The following is a 17,700-nucleotide window of genomic DNA, read 5'->3' as shown; positions in this document are numbered from 1 at the left end:
GGTCAGTGTGTCGGTCGGGCCCGGCGCGCCGCGTCGGACAGGGCCCGCCGGACCAGCGTCACCAGCACCTCCCGGCGGTATCCGGCGTCGGCCTGGACGTCGCCGACCGGCTCGACCTCACCGGCGGCGCCGGCCGCGGCCTCGGCGATCGCCTCGGCGTCGAGCGGCCCCCCACGCAGCGCCCGCTCCACGCCGGGCAGGCGGCGCGGCGCCGGGCCGCCGCCCAGCACCGCCACGCGGGCGTACGCGCATTCGCCGCCGGCGCCCCGGCCGAGCACCACGGCGGCGCCGGCCAGGGCGAAGTCCCGGGCCCGGCGGCCCAGCCCGTGGAAGCCGTGGCCGGCGCCGGCCGGCGGCACTCGAAACCGGACGCGGGTCAACACCTCGCCCGCCCGCAGCGCGGTGCCGCCCGTCGCGGAGTGGAAGTCCCCGGCCGCCACCTCGCGCTCCACGCCGCCGATGCCGGCCAGGACCAGGGTGGCGTCCAGGGCGAGCGCGGCGGCGGGCAGTTCGGCGGCGGGATGTCCGAGCGCCAGGCTGCCGCCGACGGTGCCGCGGTTGCGCACCTGCGGGTGGCCGATCCGGCCGACCGCCGCGGCGATCAGCGGCAGCCGCGCCGCGACCACCGGCGACCGCTCGACGGCCCGCTGCCGGGTGAGCGCGCCGACGGTCACCGCGCCCGGCTCCTCGCGGATCCCGGCCAGCCCCGCCACCTCGTTGAGGTCGACCAGCACCTGGGGGCGGGCCAGCCGCAGCGCCATGAGCGGCACCAGGCTCTGCCCGCCGGCGATCAGCGTGGCGTCCGGGCCGTGGCGGGCGAGGAGGTCGTGCACCTCGGCGAGGCTGGTCGGGGCGTGGTGGTCGAAGGGCGCAGCCTTCACGCGCCACCTCCCTCGGCTCGGCCGGTCAGTCCTCGGCGCGGCGGGTCTCCAGGATGCTGTGCGTGGAGGCGGTGGGCAGGATCCGGACCAGCTCCAGGCCGGCCCGGTCGAACACGTCGCGGAACTCCTGCTCGGTCCGCTCGTAGCCGCCCGGGGTGTTGAGCCGCACCCACATGCCGGCCATCAGGTACTTCAGCGGGCGGCGCGGCGGCGCGGGCACCAGGTGGGCGGCGACCAGGATCCGGCCCGACGGCGGCAGCACCTCCCGGACCTTGCGCAGGATCTCCACCGACTCGTCGTCGCTCCAGTCGTGCAGCACCTGCTTGAGCACGTACGCGTCGGCGCCCGGCGGCACCCGGTCGAAGAAGCTGCCGCCGACGCAGGTGTAGCGGTCGGCGACGGCGCCGCCGGCGACCCGCGCCCGGGCCCGCTCCACCACGGGCGGCAGGTCGAACAGCACCCCCTCGATCCCCGGGTGCTTGAGCAGGATCTTCTCCAGGAAGGTGCCCTCGCCGCCGCCGAGGTCGACGATGGTCTTGACCCCCTCGAACTCGTACGCGTCGACGATCGCGTCGTCCTTCGGCCCCGAGAAGATGGTCTGGGCGCGGCTGAACACGGCGTACTGGTCCCGGTTGGCCGTCATGTAGTCCCAGATATCCCGGCCGAAGACGTGCTCGAAGGCGGGCTGGCCGGTGCGGATGGTGTGCAGTACCTCGGCCGGCTCCCACACCTTCCAGGCCCACTCGGCCCCGAGCATCTCGGCGATGCCGTGCAGCGAGTTCGGCGCGTCGCTGATCAGGCAGCGTGACTCCTCGGTGTGCGCGAACACCCCCGGCTCGACCTCCTGGAAGATCGACTCACTGGTCAGCGCTCGCATGAAGAGCAGCAGCACGTCCCGGTCGCCGCCCACCTCGGCGGCCAGCTCGTCGATCGACTTCGGACCGTCCCGGAGCCGGTCGGGCAGGTCGAGGCCCGCCGTCGCCACCTGGATGCAGACCGAGGTCAGCCGGCCGAGCAGCTTCTCCAGCACGGTCACCGACACGGGACGCGCGAACTGCTGCGGTGGGTTTTCCATGGCTCGGCCTCCCGTTGCCCGTCGGCTGCGTCGCACTCAAGCTATCCAGGCGGGACGTACCGGATCTTCTTCTCCGTTGCTGCGTCCGGGTTCAGCTCGAACGGCGCTGGAGCCGCCAGAACCCTCAGCTGGGACAGGCGTAACCGGGGCGCAGAGTCCCCGACCGTTCGAGCGCGGCGCGCACGGCCGCGGCGAAGGCATCCACGTTGTCGAGCATGATGTTGTGGCCGCAGTCCGGGACCGCCACGACCTCGACACCGGCGGCCGCCAGCCGGTCGTGGTCGGCACGTGGGCCGTCGGTGGCCGGATAGAGCAGGGTCCGGGGAACAGGTAACGCCTCCAGGTGCTGCCGGACCGTCGGTACGGTGCCGCGCAGCAGGCTCATCGCGCTGCGGTAGAGAGCCTGCGGCCCGGCCTGCCGCATGGTGGCGGCCCAGTGCTCTCCCACGAACCGCAGAGTCTCGTCCCAGCCATGGTCGAGAAACTCGGCCTCGGTCCGGTAGACGCCGATGCCCGAGCTGCCCGGACGCTTGACGGTGGGCAGCTGCGGCGCCGGATCGAGCGGTGTGTCGATGAGGACCAGCCGGCGTGCCAGCTCCGGGTGGCGGGCGGCGAGGACGGTCGCGACCGCGCCGCCCATGCTGTGGGCGACCACGTCGGCCTGGCTCACCCCGGCCGCTCTGAGCGCACACGCCACGACGTCCGCGTGCATCTCCAGCGTGTACGAGGCACTCGCAGGCCGATCACTGAGGCCGAATCCCAGCAGGTCCACCAGGAGCGAGCGGTGGCCGGCCAAGGCGGGATGGTGGACCGCCGCGGTGAAGTAGGGGGCGGAACTCGCGCCGAGACCGTGCAGGTAGACGCGGGCGGGATCGGTGCCGGGAACGTCGATCCACCGCAGCCGGGAGCCATCGGGGAGTACCTCAACACTTTGCATAGCGCCGAGGGTACCTCGACATCGAGATACTCCGTCAACAGGGTATGATGTCGATCATGTTGGAGTTCGTGGTTCTCGGCTTCCTCTACGAAGAACGGCTGCACGGCTACGAGCTGCGCAAGCGGATCGCGGCGCTCACCGGCCACGTTCGGCCCATCGCCGACGGCACCCTGTATCCCCTGCTGAAGCGGATGGAGCGTGCCGGTTTCCTGGTCCGCGAGCTCGAGCCCGGCGAAGCGGCCGCGCCTCGACACATGCTCGCGTTGACCGACGAGGGCAGGGCTGCCCTGTTGGGCCGCCTCCGCAGGCCGGACGAGCTGTTCATCACCGACGAGAACCGGTGGTTCACCCTGCTGGCGTTCCTGCGCCACCTGCAGGATCCGCCGGCGCAGGCCGCGGTTCTGCAACGGCGGCTGCAGTTCCTGACTCAGCCCGCCAGCTTCTTCTGGGACGGCGACCGGCCACTGCGCGAGGCGGACTTCGACGATCCGTTCCGGCAGGGACTTTTCAAGGTCGCCACCGCCACGACGCGCACGGAACTCACCTGGCTGCGTCAGACGCTGGCGACACTGCAGGGATGACGTGCCAAGACCGCCGGCTCGGCGCGCGACGCCGGTGAACAGGCCGAGGTTCCGTCTTGCGCTCCGCCGGGGCCCACTGTCTCGCCAGGTTTAGCGGACGGCCGCTCGGGCAAACGGGCCTGGATCGCAGCACGGCTGAAATGGGAAGAAGCCGTCGGAGGCAACGATGCGCCCCTCACCACCCCGCCGCCGCGACAACCCAGCCGAGGCGAGAGTGACCATCGAGCGCCGGGTCGCGGACGTCTTCAACTTCTACCGCGACTTCCAGAACCTGCCCCGCTTCCTGGGCGACGTCATGGCCAGTGAACAGATCGGGCCAGCAACGTTCCGATGGACAATTCGGGGACCACTCGGCGTCAGAGTGAGCTCCACGGTAAGGCTCATCGAGGAACGCACCAACCAGTTGCTCCGGTACGAGACCACTGCCGCGCCCGGGATGAGAACTCACTGGACGGTCCAGTTCACCCCTGGGTCCGACCCGGGCCGGACCGAGGTTCACGAGGTGCTCAAGACACCCTTCGGAAGACTGGGCCGCATCGCGCTGACCCTGGCCGGGAAGCCGCCCGCCGCCGAGGTAGCGGCGAACCTGCGCAGGCTGAAGCAGATCCTGGAGACAGGGAAAGTCACTGACACCGAGCACGCGGTCGCCGGCAAGTTTGGGCGAAGATTCGTCGGCGATCACCGGCACCCTGCCTGAGCAGAGCGTTTCGCGTGGTGGGGCGAGCGCGTGGGGGTCAACACGATCAAGGCCGGTCTCCCGCGTCGGGAAACCGGCCTTCGATCTGCTGTGCGCCCGAAGGGACTCGAACCCCTAACCTTCTGATCCGTAGACAGATGAACGTCTATGCGTAGCGAGATCCACCCGAAGGGCCGCCCCCGTCGCGCTCGGTTCGCGCGCATCCCGCTCGATACCAGCAGGTCCGGGCGATGCATTCACCGGGGAACGATGGCTGAGTCGCCCTGGAGGAGACGCAAGTTCGGTCAGGTACCGGCACGTCCACGCCAGTTCGCCGACGTCCGATCACCACAGGAGCACCAACGATCCCCGGGCTCCGCCTACCCACACCGACCGGCTCGCACTCTGACCACCGCTGCGCTGCACCGACACATGTTGACAACACCGGCCGAATCCTGTGATGGCACTAGCTCCGAGCGTGACCGAGATGCCGGCAATGGTGTGACCGGCGATCCATTCCACGTCGGCGACAGCGCCGATGCGCCAACTCCGTCCGTCCTTGCTGACCTGCACACCACCCTGCCAGTTGGCGACACTCTGGGGCGTGGCAGGGGTGGGCTGTGTTCAGCAGATGGTGGTGTACCGGACGGTGACGGCGGTGTTGTCGTCGGAGGCCGCGACGATGACCGAGACGGGGCCGTTGCGGTAGGAGACGCGGTTGGACGCGGAGGCGAACAGCCGGGCTCCGCTCGGCAACCGGGTCCGCAGCCGACCGGGCAGGTCCGCGCTGTCCGTGGGCTGGTCGCCGGGTTGTCCAGTCGCAGGATCGCCGAGTGCGCGCCTGGCGTCGCCGGATTGATCGCGACCGGCACCTCGGTCCCCGCCTCCGAACAATTCGCTATCAGCCCACGCCCACGTCGTCTGTAGCTCAGGGGATAGATCGTCGGTTTCCTAAGACGGTTCTATCCGAGACCGCAAGCTGATGACCTGCGGTCTTACGTGCTCCTCCCTTGGATGCCGGTCGCAACGGCATGTTCCTGTGCTCGCTCCTCAAGGTTTGTGAGCGCGGCCGGTAGCGGCAGCTCCTGGGTGTCACCGTCGCGGACGAGCAGCGGTGGCACGTGGCCGACGTTGAGCAGCCAGCACCCCCCGGTGCGCAAGTCGAGGCGGCCGAGTACGGCGGTGACGTAGCTCCACCCCTGCAGGACGACGGTTGCTACCAGCCGTCGGGACAACCGTCGATGCGATGCTGAAAGCAGGTGTAGCCGTCCAGGAAATCTAGGTCCGAATCGCTAGACATTCCCGCCGCGCCTGGCTAGTGTTCCTGTCGTTCACAGCAGAGATCGTCGAAGACGCAGACGAAGCGGACCGAGCGTTACGCAGGGCCCCAGACACATGTCGTGGCTCGCTCGGCCCAGCGGTGGAAGTGCTGATCGCCGCTTGCAGCAAGGCAAGGTAAGGCACGTGGGAGTGGAAAGTAAGACCCTGACGTAGTTCCAGGTCAGGGCAGGCAGGTGGGCTGATGCTGGTTCAGGGCTCGCCTGGCAGGACAGTCCGCCACACGTGGACGGGGCCATGAAGTCGCGTGGGGCTCCGACACCGGCGGGCAGCACGACTAGCACCACGGAAATTGAAAGCAGAGGAAAGGGAGGGCCCGAACACCGTTGGATCGCCCGTCTCCAGGACGCAGTTCAACTCTGGAGCCGGTCACCGCAGTTTCCATCGAACGAGAGGTGGTCTCCGGTCACGCTTATGCGATCCTCGCACCCCACGCCGCCGACGGCGGCAGGTGCGGATACGACAACCCGACGAACCTGTCGGCAGATGGTGCTTTCGACCCCGTAACCCTGGGCCCCGGCGCTTCCGCGCCGGGGCCCTCGTCATGGAGAGGTGTATATGGCCCAACCCGATGACATGTTCGGTGACGACGACTACCCCGCCTACACGATGGGCCGCGCCGCGGAGATCACCGCCGCCTCGCCGGACTTCCTGCGCCGCCTCGACGAAGCAAAGCTGATCACCCCGTTCCGGTCAGCCGGCGGCCATCGCCGATACTCCCGTTACCAGCTCCGCCTCGCCGCACGGGCCCGGGAGATGGTCGACCAGGGCACCGCCCTGGAAGCCGCCTGCCGGATCATCATTCTCGAAGACCAGCTCGAAGAAGCCCTTCGGCACAACCAGAACCACCAGCGCTGACAGCAAGCGGACGCTGCCTGACTCATCGCCTCACGGTCCTTCTCCACAGAGGGACCGTTTGTCGTACCCACTCCAGGGCTCAGCATCACGCCAGGGGGAAGCGGGTAGTGGCCTTGGCTCTCCCGCCGTCGTGCCGACGGCCGGGGGCGCCGTTGCATTATCGGATCGGTGGACGCGTTGAACCTGTGTCGGGTCCGTGGTCAGATCGCCTGGGCGAGTTCGGTGAACGCGACGGCGACCCGCAGAGCGGGCGGGGCGTCGACGGCGAGTTCGTACTGTCCGCGGCGGATGTTCTGCATGAACGCGTGGCCGGCGATGATCACTTGTGCGGTCTTGTCCGTTCGTAGCCCGCGCATCGATCTCAACCAGTGTTTCAGCTGACTGTGATCAGCTTCGATCGGGTTATTGGCGTACTGCTCGACGTGGTGCCACGCGGACGGGATCAGCTCGTCGAGCACCCCGGGGTAGACCGCCGCGGCGTCGGTGACGACCTCGCCGGGTGTCACCTTCACCGTCGACAGCGCCCGGCGGAAGAACCTGCGGGCCGCGCCGGCGTTCCGGCGGGCCGAGACCAGCACGTCGATGACCTGCCCGTACTGGTCGACCGCCCGATACACGTACCGCCACACCCCGTTCACCTTCACGTACGTCTCATCGACGAACCAGCGGTCACCTGGCGAGTGGCGGCTAAATCGGGCGGCGTCGGCCAGCAGTGGGGTGAACCGCTGCACCCACCGGTAGACGGTGACGTGGTCGACCTCCACGCCACGCTCGACCAGCAGTTCCTGAACGTCGCGATAGGACAGGTTGTACCGCAGATACCAGCGCACCGCGACCACGATCACCTCCGGCGGGAACCGGAACCCGGCGAACGCCGACGTCGGAGGCAGCCACGGCCGAGATCGAGTCAACGACTTCACTGCTCAAGCCTGCCTCGATCATGCCAACGCTCAATGCAACAGAGCCCCTCGATGCGTTCGGGGTTGAGTTGGTACCGGTGGTGGGGGTGGGTGAGGTAGGTGCCGGGGCCGCCGTTGTGCTTCAGGACGCTGCGGAGGTCCGAGACGTAGGTGTGCAGCCGGTGCACGGCCTTGCTGGACGGCGCGTCGGGCAGCAGGTCGTCGAGGATCGCCTCCACGGACGCGGTGCCGTCGCGGACCGCCAGATAAGCCAGCAGTTCGAGGGACTTCGCGCGCAGGTTGCGCTGCGGGTCGCCGCCGACGATGCCGGGCGCGCCGAGGACGGTCACCTCGACCCGCCCGGGCCGGCGTGCCGTCTCGGTGTCGCCCGGCTCCTGGCGGAGTGTGGCCGGGTCGATGTCGGCGGTGTGGTCAGCGCCGGCGTCTGCCGGGGCGGTTGTGCCAGTGGAGCCGGCCGGGGCGGCTTCCGGCTCCGGGGTTGAGGGGTCGGCTGTGGCGGTGGCGCCGGCCAGGGTGGTGTCCGTTTCAGGAGTGGAGGTGTCGGTCGTGGCGGCGGTGACGGCTGCGGTGTGCTGGCTGTCGGGATCCTTGATGCCGTTGTCGTGCGCGTGCGTTCGCGTGTCGACGGCGGGCTCGGCAGCCGTTTCCGTGCCTGGCTGCCCGCTGGCGGTCGGGGTCGATGGGCGGGGCGCCTGCGCCGGTGTCTCGGCCTGTATGCGGGTGGGCGTGGCTTCGGTGGGGGCGGGCGCGGGGAGCTGGCCGGTGTGGGATTCGGCGAGGGTGGCGAGGAGGTCGGCGGTCTCGGTGGGGTTGATGACGGCGAGGCGACCGACGTCGGCGGGGTGGGGGCCGTGGGGGTCGCAGTCGGCGGGGGTGGTGGTGCCGTCGTCGGCGACGTCGACGGTGGTGCCGTCGGGCCATGCGCCGAGCAGCACGCCGTGGATGTCCAGGCGTTGGCCTTGGGTGAGTAGGGCCGCGGTGCGGGCGCGTTCGTGGCGGCTGGTGGCGTCGGCGAGCAGCATGACCGGCGGGAGTGGTTCTTCGTAGGGGTCGGCGGCGCGCAGGTCGGTGACGGTGTCGACCTCGTGCTGGTAGGCCAGCCGGGTGCGGTGCAGCGTCTGCGCTTCGACGATCTCCAGGGCTTCGTCGAGGCCGGGGGTGAGGGTCAGCCGGGGCGTGCGGGCCACGTTGACCGCGGCGGCGCCGAGCAGCGTCGCCGCGGTGGCCGACGGCATCACCACCTGGGCTCGGGCGTCGGGGTGGTCCAGGCCGCCTGCGGCCAGGGCGGCGGTGAGGAATCCGCGGGCGGCGGCTTGCGCGCCGGGCCCGGTCAGGCCCAGTCCGGCGGCTGGCCACAGCGCCGACAGCGGATGCGCGAGGGCCGGCGCCACCGGCAATGGGTCAGCGGTAGCGGGGTGGATGGCGTCGGAATCGGTCGCGTGCGGAGCGTCGGAATCGGCGACGTCGCCGTGGACCGTCTCGGTGTCAGCTCCGTGGATGCTGTTCGTGCTGCCGGGGCGGTGGTGGCCTCCAAGGTCGTTGAGCTCGCCGTTGACGTCCACATCGACCGGGTCGTCCTCATGGTGGTCGGGCGTGTGGGGGTGGTCGGCGGCGGCGTGGCGTAGTGCGCGGCGGATCTGGTTGACCACGCGGGGCATGGGCGCCAGGTCGGGGTCGCTCAGGCGTGGCTGCGCCGAGGGCCGGCGGGGGATGTAGCGGCGTCGGCGGTGTGCCCATACCAGGGCGACCGCAGCGGCGATGGCCAGCGCGAGGCCGAGGTCGATCCAGCTTCCGCTGGGCAGGGACACCCCGCGGGAGGACCGGTCTGCGTTGGCGGCGGGGGCGTCGGTGGCGGCGCCATCGCCGGTCGGGGTGCTGGTGGGTGCTGATGAGGCGGCACCGACGGGTGCCTCGGTCCCGGGTGACACGCTGGGCGACGTCGGCGGGTGGCTGTCCGGCGCGGTGCTGGCGGGGGTGGGCTGCGCCGGGGATGGGTTGTTCACGTCGGGGCCTGGCAGCGGCGTTTCAGCGTCCGGGCCGTGGCCGGGTGGCTGGTGCGGGGTGGCCGGTCGGGGTTGCGGGGCGGTTTCGGCGGGCAGGTCGAGGATCCAGCCGGGGTAGATCAGGTTCGGGTTACGCAGCGTTCCACCCACCTTGGCGAAGTGGGTGCCGCGGTTGAGGGCGAAGATCTCTGGCCAGCGGCGGGCGTCGCCAAGGCACCGCTGCGCGATGTCGGACAGGCTGTCCCCACGCTGGACGGTGTAGGTGTCGTCACCGCCAGTCGCCACACGGCTGGGCTCTGCGCTGCTCACCGCAGCTCGAGCAGGCAGTGTGTGCGCGGCCTGCGGCGGGGTGAGGTGCACCGCTTCCAGCTCGTCGGTGGTGACGTCGGCGCCGGCTGGCGCGGCGGCGTGGGCGGGTACGCCGCCCGCGGCGGCGGTGACCGCGGTCGCGCCCAGCACCGCCGCGGTCAGTCCCTGCAGCGGTCCCGGCACGTGCAGTGTCGGTAGCCATGGCAGTGTGCGGGTGACCCGGGTGTAGACGCGGGCGAGAACAGCGGCGACGAGCGCCGCCCAGATCAGCCAGGCCCCGGTTTGCGCGAGGCCGGTGAGGAACCCGGCGGTCAGTGGCTGTCGAACCCAGTCCCGTAGTACGGCGCTCGACGGCACGGTCGGCGTCGGCCATCCGGCGAGGTGGAGGAGCGCGGTCGGAACGGCCGCGAGCAGAAGCACGGTTGTCGTTGTGGCGGCCACAGAAGCTGCTCGGGTTCTCATCGCTGCTCCTCTCACTGATACGGACGCCGCCGAGCTGGCTCTGAACGTCATCCCCGTCAGCGGTGGCACAGGCGTGGACCGGGCGGACGACGGACGGTGGCGCGGGGTGCTGATCGGTGGCTCGACGGTATGGCCGCGGACAGTCCCGCAAGCTCCCGTGAGGGCTGACAGAACCTCACACAGGCTGACAAGACCTCACACCAGCAGGTCAGGATGGTTGTGACGGAGGAAGCCGACTCCACCAGGACGGCCACGACTGGCCCCACCGCACGACGACTCACCACCGCCGGTCAGTCACTCTGCGTAGGCATCGCCCGGGATTGCGACGTCCCAAAGGACGGCTGCCCGCCCGGATCGCGGCAGATCCGGATGTCAGGTCAAAGCTCGGCGGCTACACGGTCGTTGTCGCTCGATCTCTAGGATCATTGGGCATGACTCGCAGCACGCCGCCACGGCCGCTGGACATCACGAAGCTCTTCCCCGAGTTGAGGGAGTGTTCGTCCACAGCGACGCGGCTGCATCCCCGGCCTGGTGCGCCTACGGCCGCCGAAAGCTCGGTCGGTGGCCCGCTGCTCTGGCCCGCCGACGAGGCCTGGCCGGTGTGCATGGACGGCGATGCCCACTACATTTTTCGACTCCGGACGCCGGCGACGGTCCGCCGCAGCCGGGAGATCTACACGGCGGCGAAGGCCCGCGCCGACGCGGTGGGCGCCCGCTACGCCCTGACTGGCGAGGAGCGGGCGCAACTGCCGGGCCTCGACTTCTCGGAGCCGCATAGCCTGGTGAACCAGCCGATCCCGCTGATCCCGGTGGCGCAGCTGTACCGCCGGGACGTTCCTGACTTCGCCGGCCCGGTCGGCGCCGACCTGTTGCAGGTGCTGTGGTGCCCGCTGGACCATCCCGAGGACGGTTACAACCCTCGGGTACGGCTGTACTGGCGCCACACCGCCGACGTCGGCCAGCCCCTGGACGCGGCGCCGGAACCGCCCGTCGTCAACGACTCCTACCTGCCGACTCAATGCGTCGTGCACCCGGAACAGATTCGCGAGTATCAGTACGGCGGACTACTCCCCGAGGAACTCGACACCCGGATCACCGCCTGGGAGGAGCAGATCGAGGAGGAAGCCGACGATGAGGACGGGCTCAACTACCAGTTCGACCTGTCAGTGGCGCCGGGCTGGAAGGTGGGCGGCTTCGCGAACTGGTCGCTGACCGACCCGCATCCGGTCGACTGCGGGGAGTGTGGCACCGCGATGACCCTGCTGTTCACCGCCGACTCCGGCGAGTGGCACGGGTCGGGCGGCAGTTGGCGGCCGGTAGAGGAGCCCATGAAGGCTTCACCTAATCCCACCGATGTTGTCATCGGCCGGGGCTACGCCCTGTACGTCTTCCACTGCCCGGTCTCGTTCGACCACCCACCCGCCATCACCATGCAGTGATCTCTTTGAGTCGGCATCGACGCACTACTTCGGCGCGTCCGGACGGCAACCGGGGCAGCTCGGTGCGACGCCGCGCGCGACCGGCGGCAGTAGCGGATGTCTGATCACGGCAAAGCATCAATGCTCGGCGAGCATCAGACTTGGCGCGCAGACGCCGCTGCGAGGTCACCTTCAGGACGCGGCGAGCGAGGCTAGCAGGCGCAGCTTCTCGGCGTTGTCGCCGGTCTCGTCCGGGTAGTAGAGCACCAACAACAGACCATCGACCGGCAGCTTGTCGCGGTGCAGCGTGAGCTCGCCGACCACCGGGTGCCGGACTGTGGTCGTACCACCTTGCAGTTGGCGCACATCGTGGCGTGCCCACAAAGAGCGGAACCGTGCGCTGGACAGCGACAGCTCGCCGACCAGCTCGACGACCCGGGCGTCGTCGGGCACGTCGCCGTTGGTCTGGCGGAACGCCGCGACGAAGCTCGCCGCGGAGCGTTCCCAATCGGCGTGGAACTCGCGTTCCTCCGGGTCGAGCAGCATCGAGCGCAGCCGGTTCTCGCCCGGGCGCAATCGGGGTGACAGCGCCGTGGCCAGGGCGTTGGCCGCCAGCACGTCGAACGAGCGGCCCTCGACGAAGGCCGGCACCCCGACCGCGGCCAGCAGGTGGTGCAGCCGCGCGGGCACGTGCTCCGGCCGGCGGCGCGGGCGGGCCCGGGGCCGGGGCGCGGTGAAGTCGAGGAGGTACTGGCGCTCGACGTCGTCCAGGTGCAGGACCCGGGCGAGCGCCTCGAGCACCTGCGGCGACGGGTTCTTGTCGCGGCCGCGTTCCAGCCGCAGGTAGTAGTCGGCGCTGATCCCGGCGAGCAGCGCCACCTCCTCGCGGCGCAGGCCCCGGACCTTGCGGCGGGAGCCGGGCTGGATGCCGGCCTGCTCGGGCGTGACCAGCTCACGCCGCGCCCGCAGGTAGTCGCCCAGCCGGTTGGTGCCGTCGTCGCCGCTCATGAGGCCGAGGCTAATACCGGCGCGGGCGCGGACAGGGGGTCCTGTCACTCCCCGGATTCGCAAAGCACTTCCTGGGCCCCGGCGACGCTGCGACCATCGGTTCATGAACATCACGAACCGCACGGTCTTCATCGCCGGGGGCACCTCCGGCATCGGCCTGGGCCTCGCCCGCCGCTTCGCCGCCGCCGGCGGCACCGTCACCGTCGGCGGGCGCCGGGCCGCTTCCCTCGACGGGCTGGACACCGTCGAGATCGACGTCACCAATGCGGACTCGGTGCGGCGCGCCCGCGACAGCGTGCTGGAAAGCCACCCCGGCCTGGACGTCGTGGTCACCATGTCCGGGGTCCAGCTTTCGGAGGACCTGCGCGACCCCGAGCACTTCGCCACCGCCGAGACCACCGTCGAGACCAACCTGCTGGGCACCATCCGGGTGCTCGACGCGTTCACGCCGCACCTGCTCGGGCGCGGCGCGGGCACCTTCGTCACGGTCAGCTCGGGCATCGGCTTCCTGCCGTTCCCGCTCATGCCCACGTACGCCGCCACGAAGGCGGGCGTGCACGCGTACACGGAGGCGCTGCGCGCGCAGCTCGCCGGCACCGGCGTGGAGGTCACCGAGCTGGTGCCGCCGGCGGTGGCGACCACGCCGGAGCACAAGCGGCTGAACCCGCGCGCGCTGGACCTCGAGGACTACCTCGACGAGGTGCTGGGGCTGCTCGGGCAGGACCCGACCCCGGACGAGATCCTCGTGCAGGGCGTGCTGCAGCACCGCTGGGCCGAGCGCGACGGCACCTACGCCGATCTGGTGGCGCAACGGTCCCAGGCGCTCAAGACGCTGCCGGGGCGCTGAGAGCGCCGCTTCCCACCGGTAACGACGGCAGCAACCGCTCACGCGGCCCCGGACACGACGCCGGGCTCGGGTCCCCTCGGCGGCAACAGATCGCACCGCTCGCACACTGTCATCGGCAGTTCAGGATGCCGAGCGGTAGCGGTCGCCGTCACGCTCCGCCACGCGCGGATCGCGGCATGAGAGTACGTTCGATCATGGCCGCTCGGCCGGCTCCGGATTCCCTTCGGAAAGCCGCTGACTCTGGTTGGGCCGATGTAATCGTGGATGCGAGAGTTCGGTGCGCTGCTCGGGAGTCAACTCCACCGTCAAGACCTTCGGCACTACCGCCATCCCAACGAAAGCCCCTACCCAACACAGCGTTGAGCTTCGCCCCAAACCCCCGCTTACGGCTGGAAGTACTCCGACATCAGGCGGCTGACCCATTCCGGCTGCTTGACGTTCATCGGGAGGAACTCCGCCATCGTCGGCTTCAGGTCGATGACCGGGGTGCCCGAGACCGCATCGAGGCCCACCACCGTCAGTTCGCGGCCGCGGACGGATTCGATGGCGCAGCACGTTACCCCCATGCAGTTGGGTCTGCGGGGGCCGCGGCCGGCGAATACGCCAACGGGCGGGAGGTCGGAACGGCCGCGGTAGGGACGGGGTTCGCGGTAATCGCCGTGTTCCGGGAACTGATCGAAGATGAAGAGGACTTCCACGTGGGAGAAGCCCTCCAGGCCCTGGAGGCACAAATCGCCGAAGCGCTCGTCGATGGTGATCGTGCTGCGGACGGCACCCCAGTTGTCGGTGTGCTGGACATCCGTCCTGTCATTCCGGACCGTACCTATCGGGGTGATCTCGAAGCTGAGCATGACTAGTACTACAGTCGCGATGCGTGATGTTCACGGCGTGTCGTGACCACTAGGGTTCGTGCCAGGTCAGCGCTTTCCGAAAGGCTATCGAGCGGGAGCGGCTGCATAGCGAGAGCGCCCTCGTGCAGCACGAGGAGCTGGGTGGCGAGGGCGGTGGGGCCTGAGCAGCCCGCCGCGGTGGCGAGTTCCTTGAACAGGTTCACCAGCCAGAGCTTCTGGTTCGCGGCGATGCGATGCGCGGGATGCGAGGGGTCCGGGAGCTCGGCCAGTGCGTTGATGAACGCGCAGCCGCGGGTGTTGGTCTCGCTCCAGGTCCGCAGTGCGTCGAAGGGTGCGGTGACGGCCTCAACGGGACCGTCACAGGCGTCAACCGTGGCGCGGACAAGTGACCTCCAGCGCTGGTCACGTTCCGCGAGGTAGGTCGCCACGAGGTGGTCTTTCGAACCGAACTGGTTGTACAGGGTCCGCTTGGTCACGCCTGAGTGCTCAGCGATCAGATCCACGCCGACCGCTGTGATCCCACGGTTATAGAACAGCTCCTCGGCAGCCGCCACGATGCGGCGGCCCGCCGGTGTCATGGGCTGCGCTTCCCGCATCAGGCGCCCCTTCACCGATCGGTGTACCGTCGCAGATGTTCACAGATCAGTATACCTGCGAGGAGGACAGGCGATGGGTGTGCCCAAGACCATGCGCGCGGTGCGGATCGCAGAGCACGGAGGGCCGGAGGTTCTTGAACTGACGGAGGTGGCCGTGCCTGCCCCGCAGGCAGGAGAGGCGCTGGTCCAGGTCAGCGCGGTCGCGCTGAACAACACCGACCTGTGGACCCGGGAGGGCGCCTACGGCCGTCCGGGAGACCCGAAGGCGCTGTCGGGCTGGCGAGGCCCGATCGACTTCCCACGCATCCAGGGCGCCGACGTGGCCGGTCGGGTCGTGGCAGTCGGCGCCGACGTGGACAAGAGCCTCGTCGGTCGCCGAGTGGTCGTCGACCCAGCGATCTACGACGCCGACGGGCCGGACGCGAACCCGGTGGGCCTGATGGGAAGCGAACGCGACGGCGGTTACGCCGAGTACGTGACCGCGCCGTCGGAACGTGTGCACGACGTGACGGAATCCCCGCTCACCGACGATCAGCTCGCGACGTTGCCGACTGCGTACGGCACAGCGCTGGGCATGATCGAGCGGGCACGGCTGCGGGCGGGAGAGACCGTGCTGGTCTCGGGAGCGTCCGGCGGTGTCGGCCTCGCGCTGCTGCAGATCGCCCGTGCGCGCGGTGCGAGGGTGCTCGCCATCAGTAGCGGATCCAAGATCGATTCGGTGCGTGAGGCGGGCGCACACGAAGTCATTGACCGCGCACGAGACCTCGCCGAGCAGGTCCGCGCTGCCGCGCCGGAGGGCATCGACGTCGCACTCGACGTCGTCGCTGGGGACCTGGTGAGTCAGGGACTGCCGCTGCTGCGCGAAGGTGGCCGCTGGGTCATCGCCGGCGCACTCGGCGGGTATAACGTGACCTTTGATGTGCGCCGTCTCTACCTGCACAACGCGCAGGTGATCGGCTCCGCGATGCACACGCCAACGCACTTCGACCTCCTCATGAACCTGGCTCGTCAGGCCGAAATCCAGCCCGTCATCGCCGCGACGTTCCCGCTGGACCAGGCCGTTCAGGCGCAGGAAGAACTCGCCCGCAGGAGCCATGTGGGAAAGATCGTCCTGCACCCCTAGCGGTGCAGTCGCGATGTGTGATGTTCGCGGCGTGTCGTGACCTCGACCGCCCAGGATCTGAGAAGAGCATTGAACGCAGTCGGGTAGGCGGGACGCATTGCTGCGCCCCGCCCCCCTAATACTCCAACGTCACTTGGCCTGTCTGTGCTGGTAGTGGGATCGCCGGGCTCGGGCTTGGGATGTTCGTCGCCAGATCGACCAGTGCAGGGTGTGCGCTGGCGGCAGCGTTGTGGCGAGGACGATGGCGTTGAGGAGTCGGCGGATCTCGGCGACGGTCAAGGCGATGATCTCGGGACCAGGGTCAGGCTGTTGGGCGGCGAGGATGGTCAGGACGGCCAGGGCGAGCATGGCCAGGGTGACGTGGCGGTGCCAGCCGGTCCAGCCGCGGACCTGGTAGTGGTCCAGGCCGACCTGGCCTTTGCCGGTCTGGAACAGCTCCTCGATGCTCCAGCGGGAGCCGGCGACGGTGACGAGGGTGTGCAACGGCACCGGGTGGGGTGACCAGCACAGGTAGAAGGCCAACTCGCCGGTGGTGCGGTTGCGGCGGATCAGCAGCCACCGGTGCTCACCGGGCCGGGTGGCGGTGGTGATCCACGCCCACAGGTAGTCGCGGGGACCTTTCGCGCCCGGCCCGCAACTGTGCTGCTGCCATTCGGTGGTGGGAATACGGTCGGCGAGGTCGTCGACGCGGATGAGGGTGCGTCCGTCGTTGACGGCCACGCGTCGGTCGCAGCCAACGGCCAGGACGTAGCCGATCCCGCGCTGTTCGAGGTCGCCGCGTAGGCCGGGGTCGGCGCCGTAGACCTCATCGCCAGTCACCCACCCGAACGGGACACCGACGTCCAGCGCGTCGGCGATCATCTGCCGGGCCAGGGCCGGCTTCGTGGCGAACCCGACGTCGTCGGGGACGCCTGCGGCGGTGAGCCGGTCGGGCTGGTCGCACCAGGTCGTCTCGGGTAGGTAGAGCCGGCGGTCGATCATCGCCCGCCCGGCAGGTGCCACATAGGCCAGGAACACCCCCACCTGGCTGTTCTCGACCCGACCGGCGGTGCCGGTGTACTGCCGCTGGACCCCGACCGAGCACACGCCCTTCTTCAAGAACCCGGTCTCGTCGCAGGCCAGCACCGCGTCGGGGTGACCGAGCTGCTCGATCAGCCACTCACGCATGTCATCGCGGACCGCCCGCCGTGCGAAGCAGCCGCTGCATCGCCTGCGGATCAGCGTGACCGGCCCGTTCAGCGAGGGACCAGCAGGTCTTACGTTCCACGTCCGCCAGCAGCCCCTCCACGAACTGCCCGGCCGTCGCCCGCGGCTCGGCCCGCACGAACCGGTCCGCGACACGCGTCATCGCCTCGTCCAGGATGACCCGCCATCTGGCGGGGTCTACGCTGTGGCACGCGGCCACCGCACGATCTTCGGTTGTCCTCACAAACCATCGATGATCAACGCGGTGGCCGTCTCTATGCCCACGCCACGCCCAACGCCGAAGCCAAGTGACGTTGGAGTACTAAGAACCGTGCGTGCCACTCGTCGCGGCACACGGCTCAAGCAAACCGTGACGATCTCGTACCGGTCGCGCCGTACGCTGTCCTGTACACCTGCTGGACGGCGTCCTCGGTTCTGTTCACCTCAAGGGCGTCTAACGTGTCCCTCGGCTCCGGCGAAGATCGGTATTCGTCGTCACGACTCACCCGCCTCACGTCAGCCTGCTTTCGCAGCCGGGCACCAGGCCCGGTATCCGGCCAGTTATATCAACGGCGACCGGTTGGAGGACCAGTCCTCGCACCGCCGATTTTCCTGTCGCTTTTCAGCCTGTA

At 69.7% G+C, this 17,700-nt stretch carries 16 protein-coding genes and 1 pseudogene; 6 read left to right on the top strand and 11 right to left on the bottom strand.

What is annotated here, in order from left to right:
- Positions 1 to 2: 2 nt before the first annotated feature.
- The 3 genes from ACFYPD_RS12820 to ACFYPD_RS12810 all read right to left on the bottom strand — a co-directional run bounded on the left by ACFYPD_RS12820 (position 3) and on the right by ACFYPD_RS12810 (position 2,893).
- Complete coding sequence (locus ACFYPD_RS12820) at positions 3 to 881, bottom strand: FAD binding domain-containing protein (RefSeq protein WP_387112169.1); 879 nt, start codon at positions 879 to 881, stop codon at positions 3 to 5.
- A 25-nt stretch (positions 882 to 906) separates the two neighbouring features.
- On the bottom strand, positions 907 to 1,956 hold the full coding sequence (locus ACFYPD_RS12815) for a methyltransferase (protein WP_387112167.1): 1,050 nt from the start codon (positions 1,954 to 1,956) through the stop codon (positions 907 to 909).
- A 124-nt stretch (positions 1,957 to 2,080) separates the two neighbouring features.
- On the bottom strand, positions 2,081 to 2,893 hold the full coding sequence (locus tag ACFYPD_RS12810; RefSeq protein WP_387112164.1) for an alpha/beta fold hydrolase: 813 nt from the start codon (positions 2,891 to 2,893) through the stop codon (positions 2,081 to 2,083).
- A 56-nt stretch (positions 2,894 to 2,949) separates the two neighbouring features.
- On the opposite strand from ACFYPD_RS12810, the gene ACFYPD_RS12805 reads away from it, so the two are divergent.
- Positions 2,950 to 3,474: a PadR family transcriptional regulator gene (locus ACFYPD_RS12805; protein ID WP_387112162.1), complete on the top strand. Its 525-nt coding sequence runs from the start codon at positions 2,950 to 2,952 to the stop codon at positions 3,472 to 3,474.
- A 214-nt stretch (positions 3,475 to 3,688) separates the two neighbouring features.
- Entirely contained in the window at positions 3,689 to 4,171 is a 483-nt protein-coding gene (locus ACFYPD_RS12800) for an SRPBCC family protein (RefSeq protein ID WP_387112159.1), read from the top strand.
- Between the two features lie 603 nt (positions 4,172 to 4,774).
- On the opposite strand, the gene ACFYPD_RS12795 is transcribed toward ACFYPD_RS12800, so the two are convergent.
- Both ACFYPD_RS12795 and ACFYPD_RS12790 read right to left on the bottom strand, forming a co-directional pair.
- On the bottom strand, positions 4,775 to 4,906 hold the full coding sequence (locus tag ACFYPD_RS12795; RefSeq protein ID WP_387112156.1) for a hypothetical protein: 132 nt from the start codon (positions 4,904 to 4,906) through the stop codon (positions 4,775 to 4,777).
- Between the two features lie 239 nt (positions 4,907 to 5,145).
- The gene (locus ACFYPD_RS12790) at positions 5,146 to 5,409 is read right to left on the bottom strand and encodes a SpoIIE family protein phosphatase (RefSeq protein ID WP_387112408.1); all 264 of its coding nucleotides are present in this window, start codon (positions 5,407 to 5,409) and stop codon (positions 5,146 to 5,148) included.
- Positions 5,410 to 6,046: 637 nt separating this feature from the next.
- Here ACFYPD_RS12790 and ACFYPD_RS12785 point away from each other — a divergent pair.
- On the top strand, positions 6,047 to 6,346 hold the full coding sequence (locus ACFYPD_RS12785; protein ID WP_387112154.1) for a MerR family transcriptional regulator: 300 nt from the start codon (positions 6,047 to 6,049) through the stop codon (positions 6,344 to 6,346).
- A gap of 200 nt (positions 6,347 to 6,546) precedes the next feature.
- Here ACFYPD_RS12785 and ACFYPD_RS12780 read toward each other — a convergent pair whose 3' ends face one another.
- Both ACFYPD_RS12780 and ACFYPD_RS12775 read right to left on the bottom strand, forming a co-directional pair.
- Positions 6,547 to 7,236 carry an IS6 family transposase gene (locus ACFYPD_RS12780; RefSeq protein WP_387112405.1) on the bottom strand — a complete coding sequence of 230 codons (690 nt, stop codon included), beginning with the start codon at positions 7,234 to 7,236 and terminating at the stop codon, positions 6,547 to 6,549.
- A gap of 26 nt (positions 7,237 to 7,262) precedes the next feature.
- Positions 7,263 to 9,998 (bottom strand): LysM peptidoglycan-binding domain-containing protein, encoded by a 2,736-nt coding sequence (locus tag ACFYPD_RS12775; RefSeq protein WP_387112152.1) that lies wholly within the window; start codon positions 9,996 to 9,998, stop codon positions 7,263 to 7,265.
- A 473-nt stretch (positions 9,999 to 10,471) separates the two neighbouring features.
- Between ACFYPD_RS12775 and ACFYPD_RS12770 the strand changes: the two genes are divergently transcribed.
- Positions 10,472 to 11,479, top strand: coding sequence for a hypothetical protein (locus tag ACFYPD_RS12770; protein WP_387112150.1), 1,008 nt, complete (start codon positions 10,472 to 10,474; stop codon positions 11,477 to 11,479).
- Positions 11,480 to 11,650: 171 nt separating this feature from the next.
- On the opposite strand, the gene ACFYPD_RS12765 is transcribed toward ACFYPD_RS12770, so the two are convergent.
- Positions 11,651 to 12,466 carry a helix-turn-helix transcriptional regulator gene (locus ACFYPD_RS12765; RefSeq protein ID WP_355057598.1) on the bottom strand — a complete coding sequence of 272 codons (816 nt, stop codon included), beginning with the start codon at positions 12,464 to 12,466 and terminating at the stop codon, positions 11,651 to 11,653.
- 103 nt (positions 12,467 to 12,569) lie between these two features.
- On the opposite strand from ACFYPD_RS12765, the gene ACFYPD_RS12760 reads away from it, so the two are divergent.
- Positions 12,570 to 13,313 (top strand): SDR family NAD(P)-dependent oxidoreductase, encoded by a 744-nt coding sequence (locus tag ACFYPD_RS12760; RefSeq protein WP_355057600.1) that lies wholly within the window; start codon positions 12,570 to 12,572, stop codon positions 13,311 to 13,313.
- Positions 13,314 to 13,696: 383 nt separating this feature from the next.
- On the opposite strand, the gene ACFYPD_RS12755 is transcribed toward ACFYPD_RS12760, so the two are convergent.
- Positions 13,697 to 14,164, bottom strand: a complete 468-nt coding sequence (locus ACFYPD_RS12755) for an SAM-dependent methyltransferase (RefSeq protein ID WP_387112147.1) — start codon at positions 14,162 to 14,164, stop codon at positions 13,697 to 13,699.
- A gap of 8 nt (positions 14,165 to 14,172) precedes the next feature.
- Positions 14,173 to 14,760: a TetR/AcrR family transcriptional regulator gene (locus ACFYPD_RS12750; protein ID WP_355054701.1), complete on the bottom strand. Its 588-nt coding sequence runs from the start codon at positions 14,758 to 14,760 to the stop codon at positions 14,173 to 14,175.
- Between the two features lie 73 nt (positions 14,761 to 14,833).
- Between ACFYPD_RS12750 and ACFYPD_RS12745 the strand changes: the two genes are divergently transcribed.
- Positions 14,834 to 15,883 carry a zinc-binding dehydrogenase gene (locus ACFYPD_RS12745; protein WP_387112145.1) on the top strand — a complete coding sequence of 350 codons (1,050 nt, stop codon included), beginning with the start codon at positions 14,834 to 14,836 and terminating at the stop codon, positions 15,881 to 15,883.
- Between the two features lie 129 nt (positions 15,884 to 16,012).
- On the opposite strand, the pseudogene ACFYPD_RS12740 reads toward ACFYPD_RS12745, so the two are convergent.
- Positions 16,013 to 17,231: pseudogene (locus ACFYPD_RS12740) on the bottom strand (IS701 family transposase).
- Between the last annotated feature and the right edge of the window lie 469 nt (positions 17,232 to 17,700).

The sequence above is a fragment of the Micromonospora sp. NPDC005299 genome (genome assembly GCF_042872345.1).
Taxonomy (GTDB): Bacteria; Actinomycetota; Actinomycetes; order Mycobacteriales; family Micromonosporaceae; genus Micromonospora.
The sequence above is the reverse complement of the archived record's forward strand: the minus strand, read 5'-3'. Positions and strand labels throughout refer to the sequence as shown.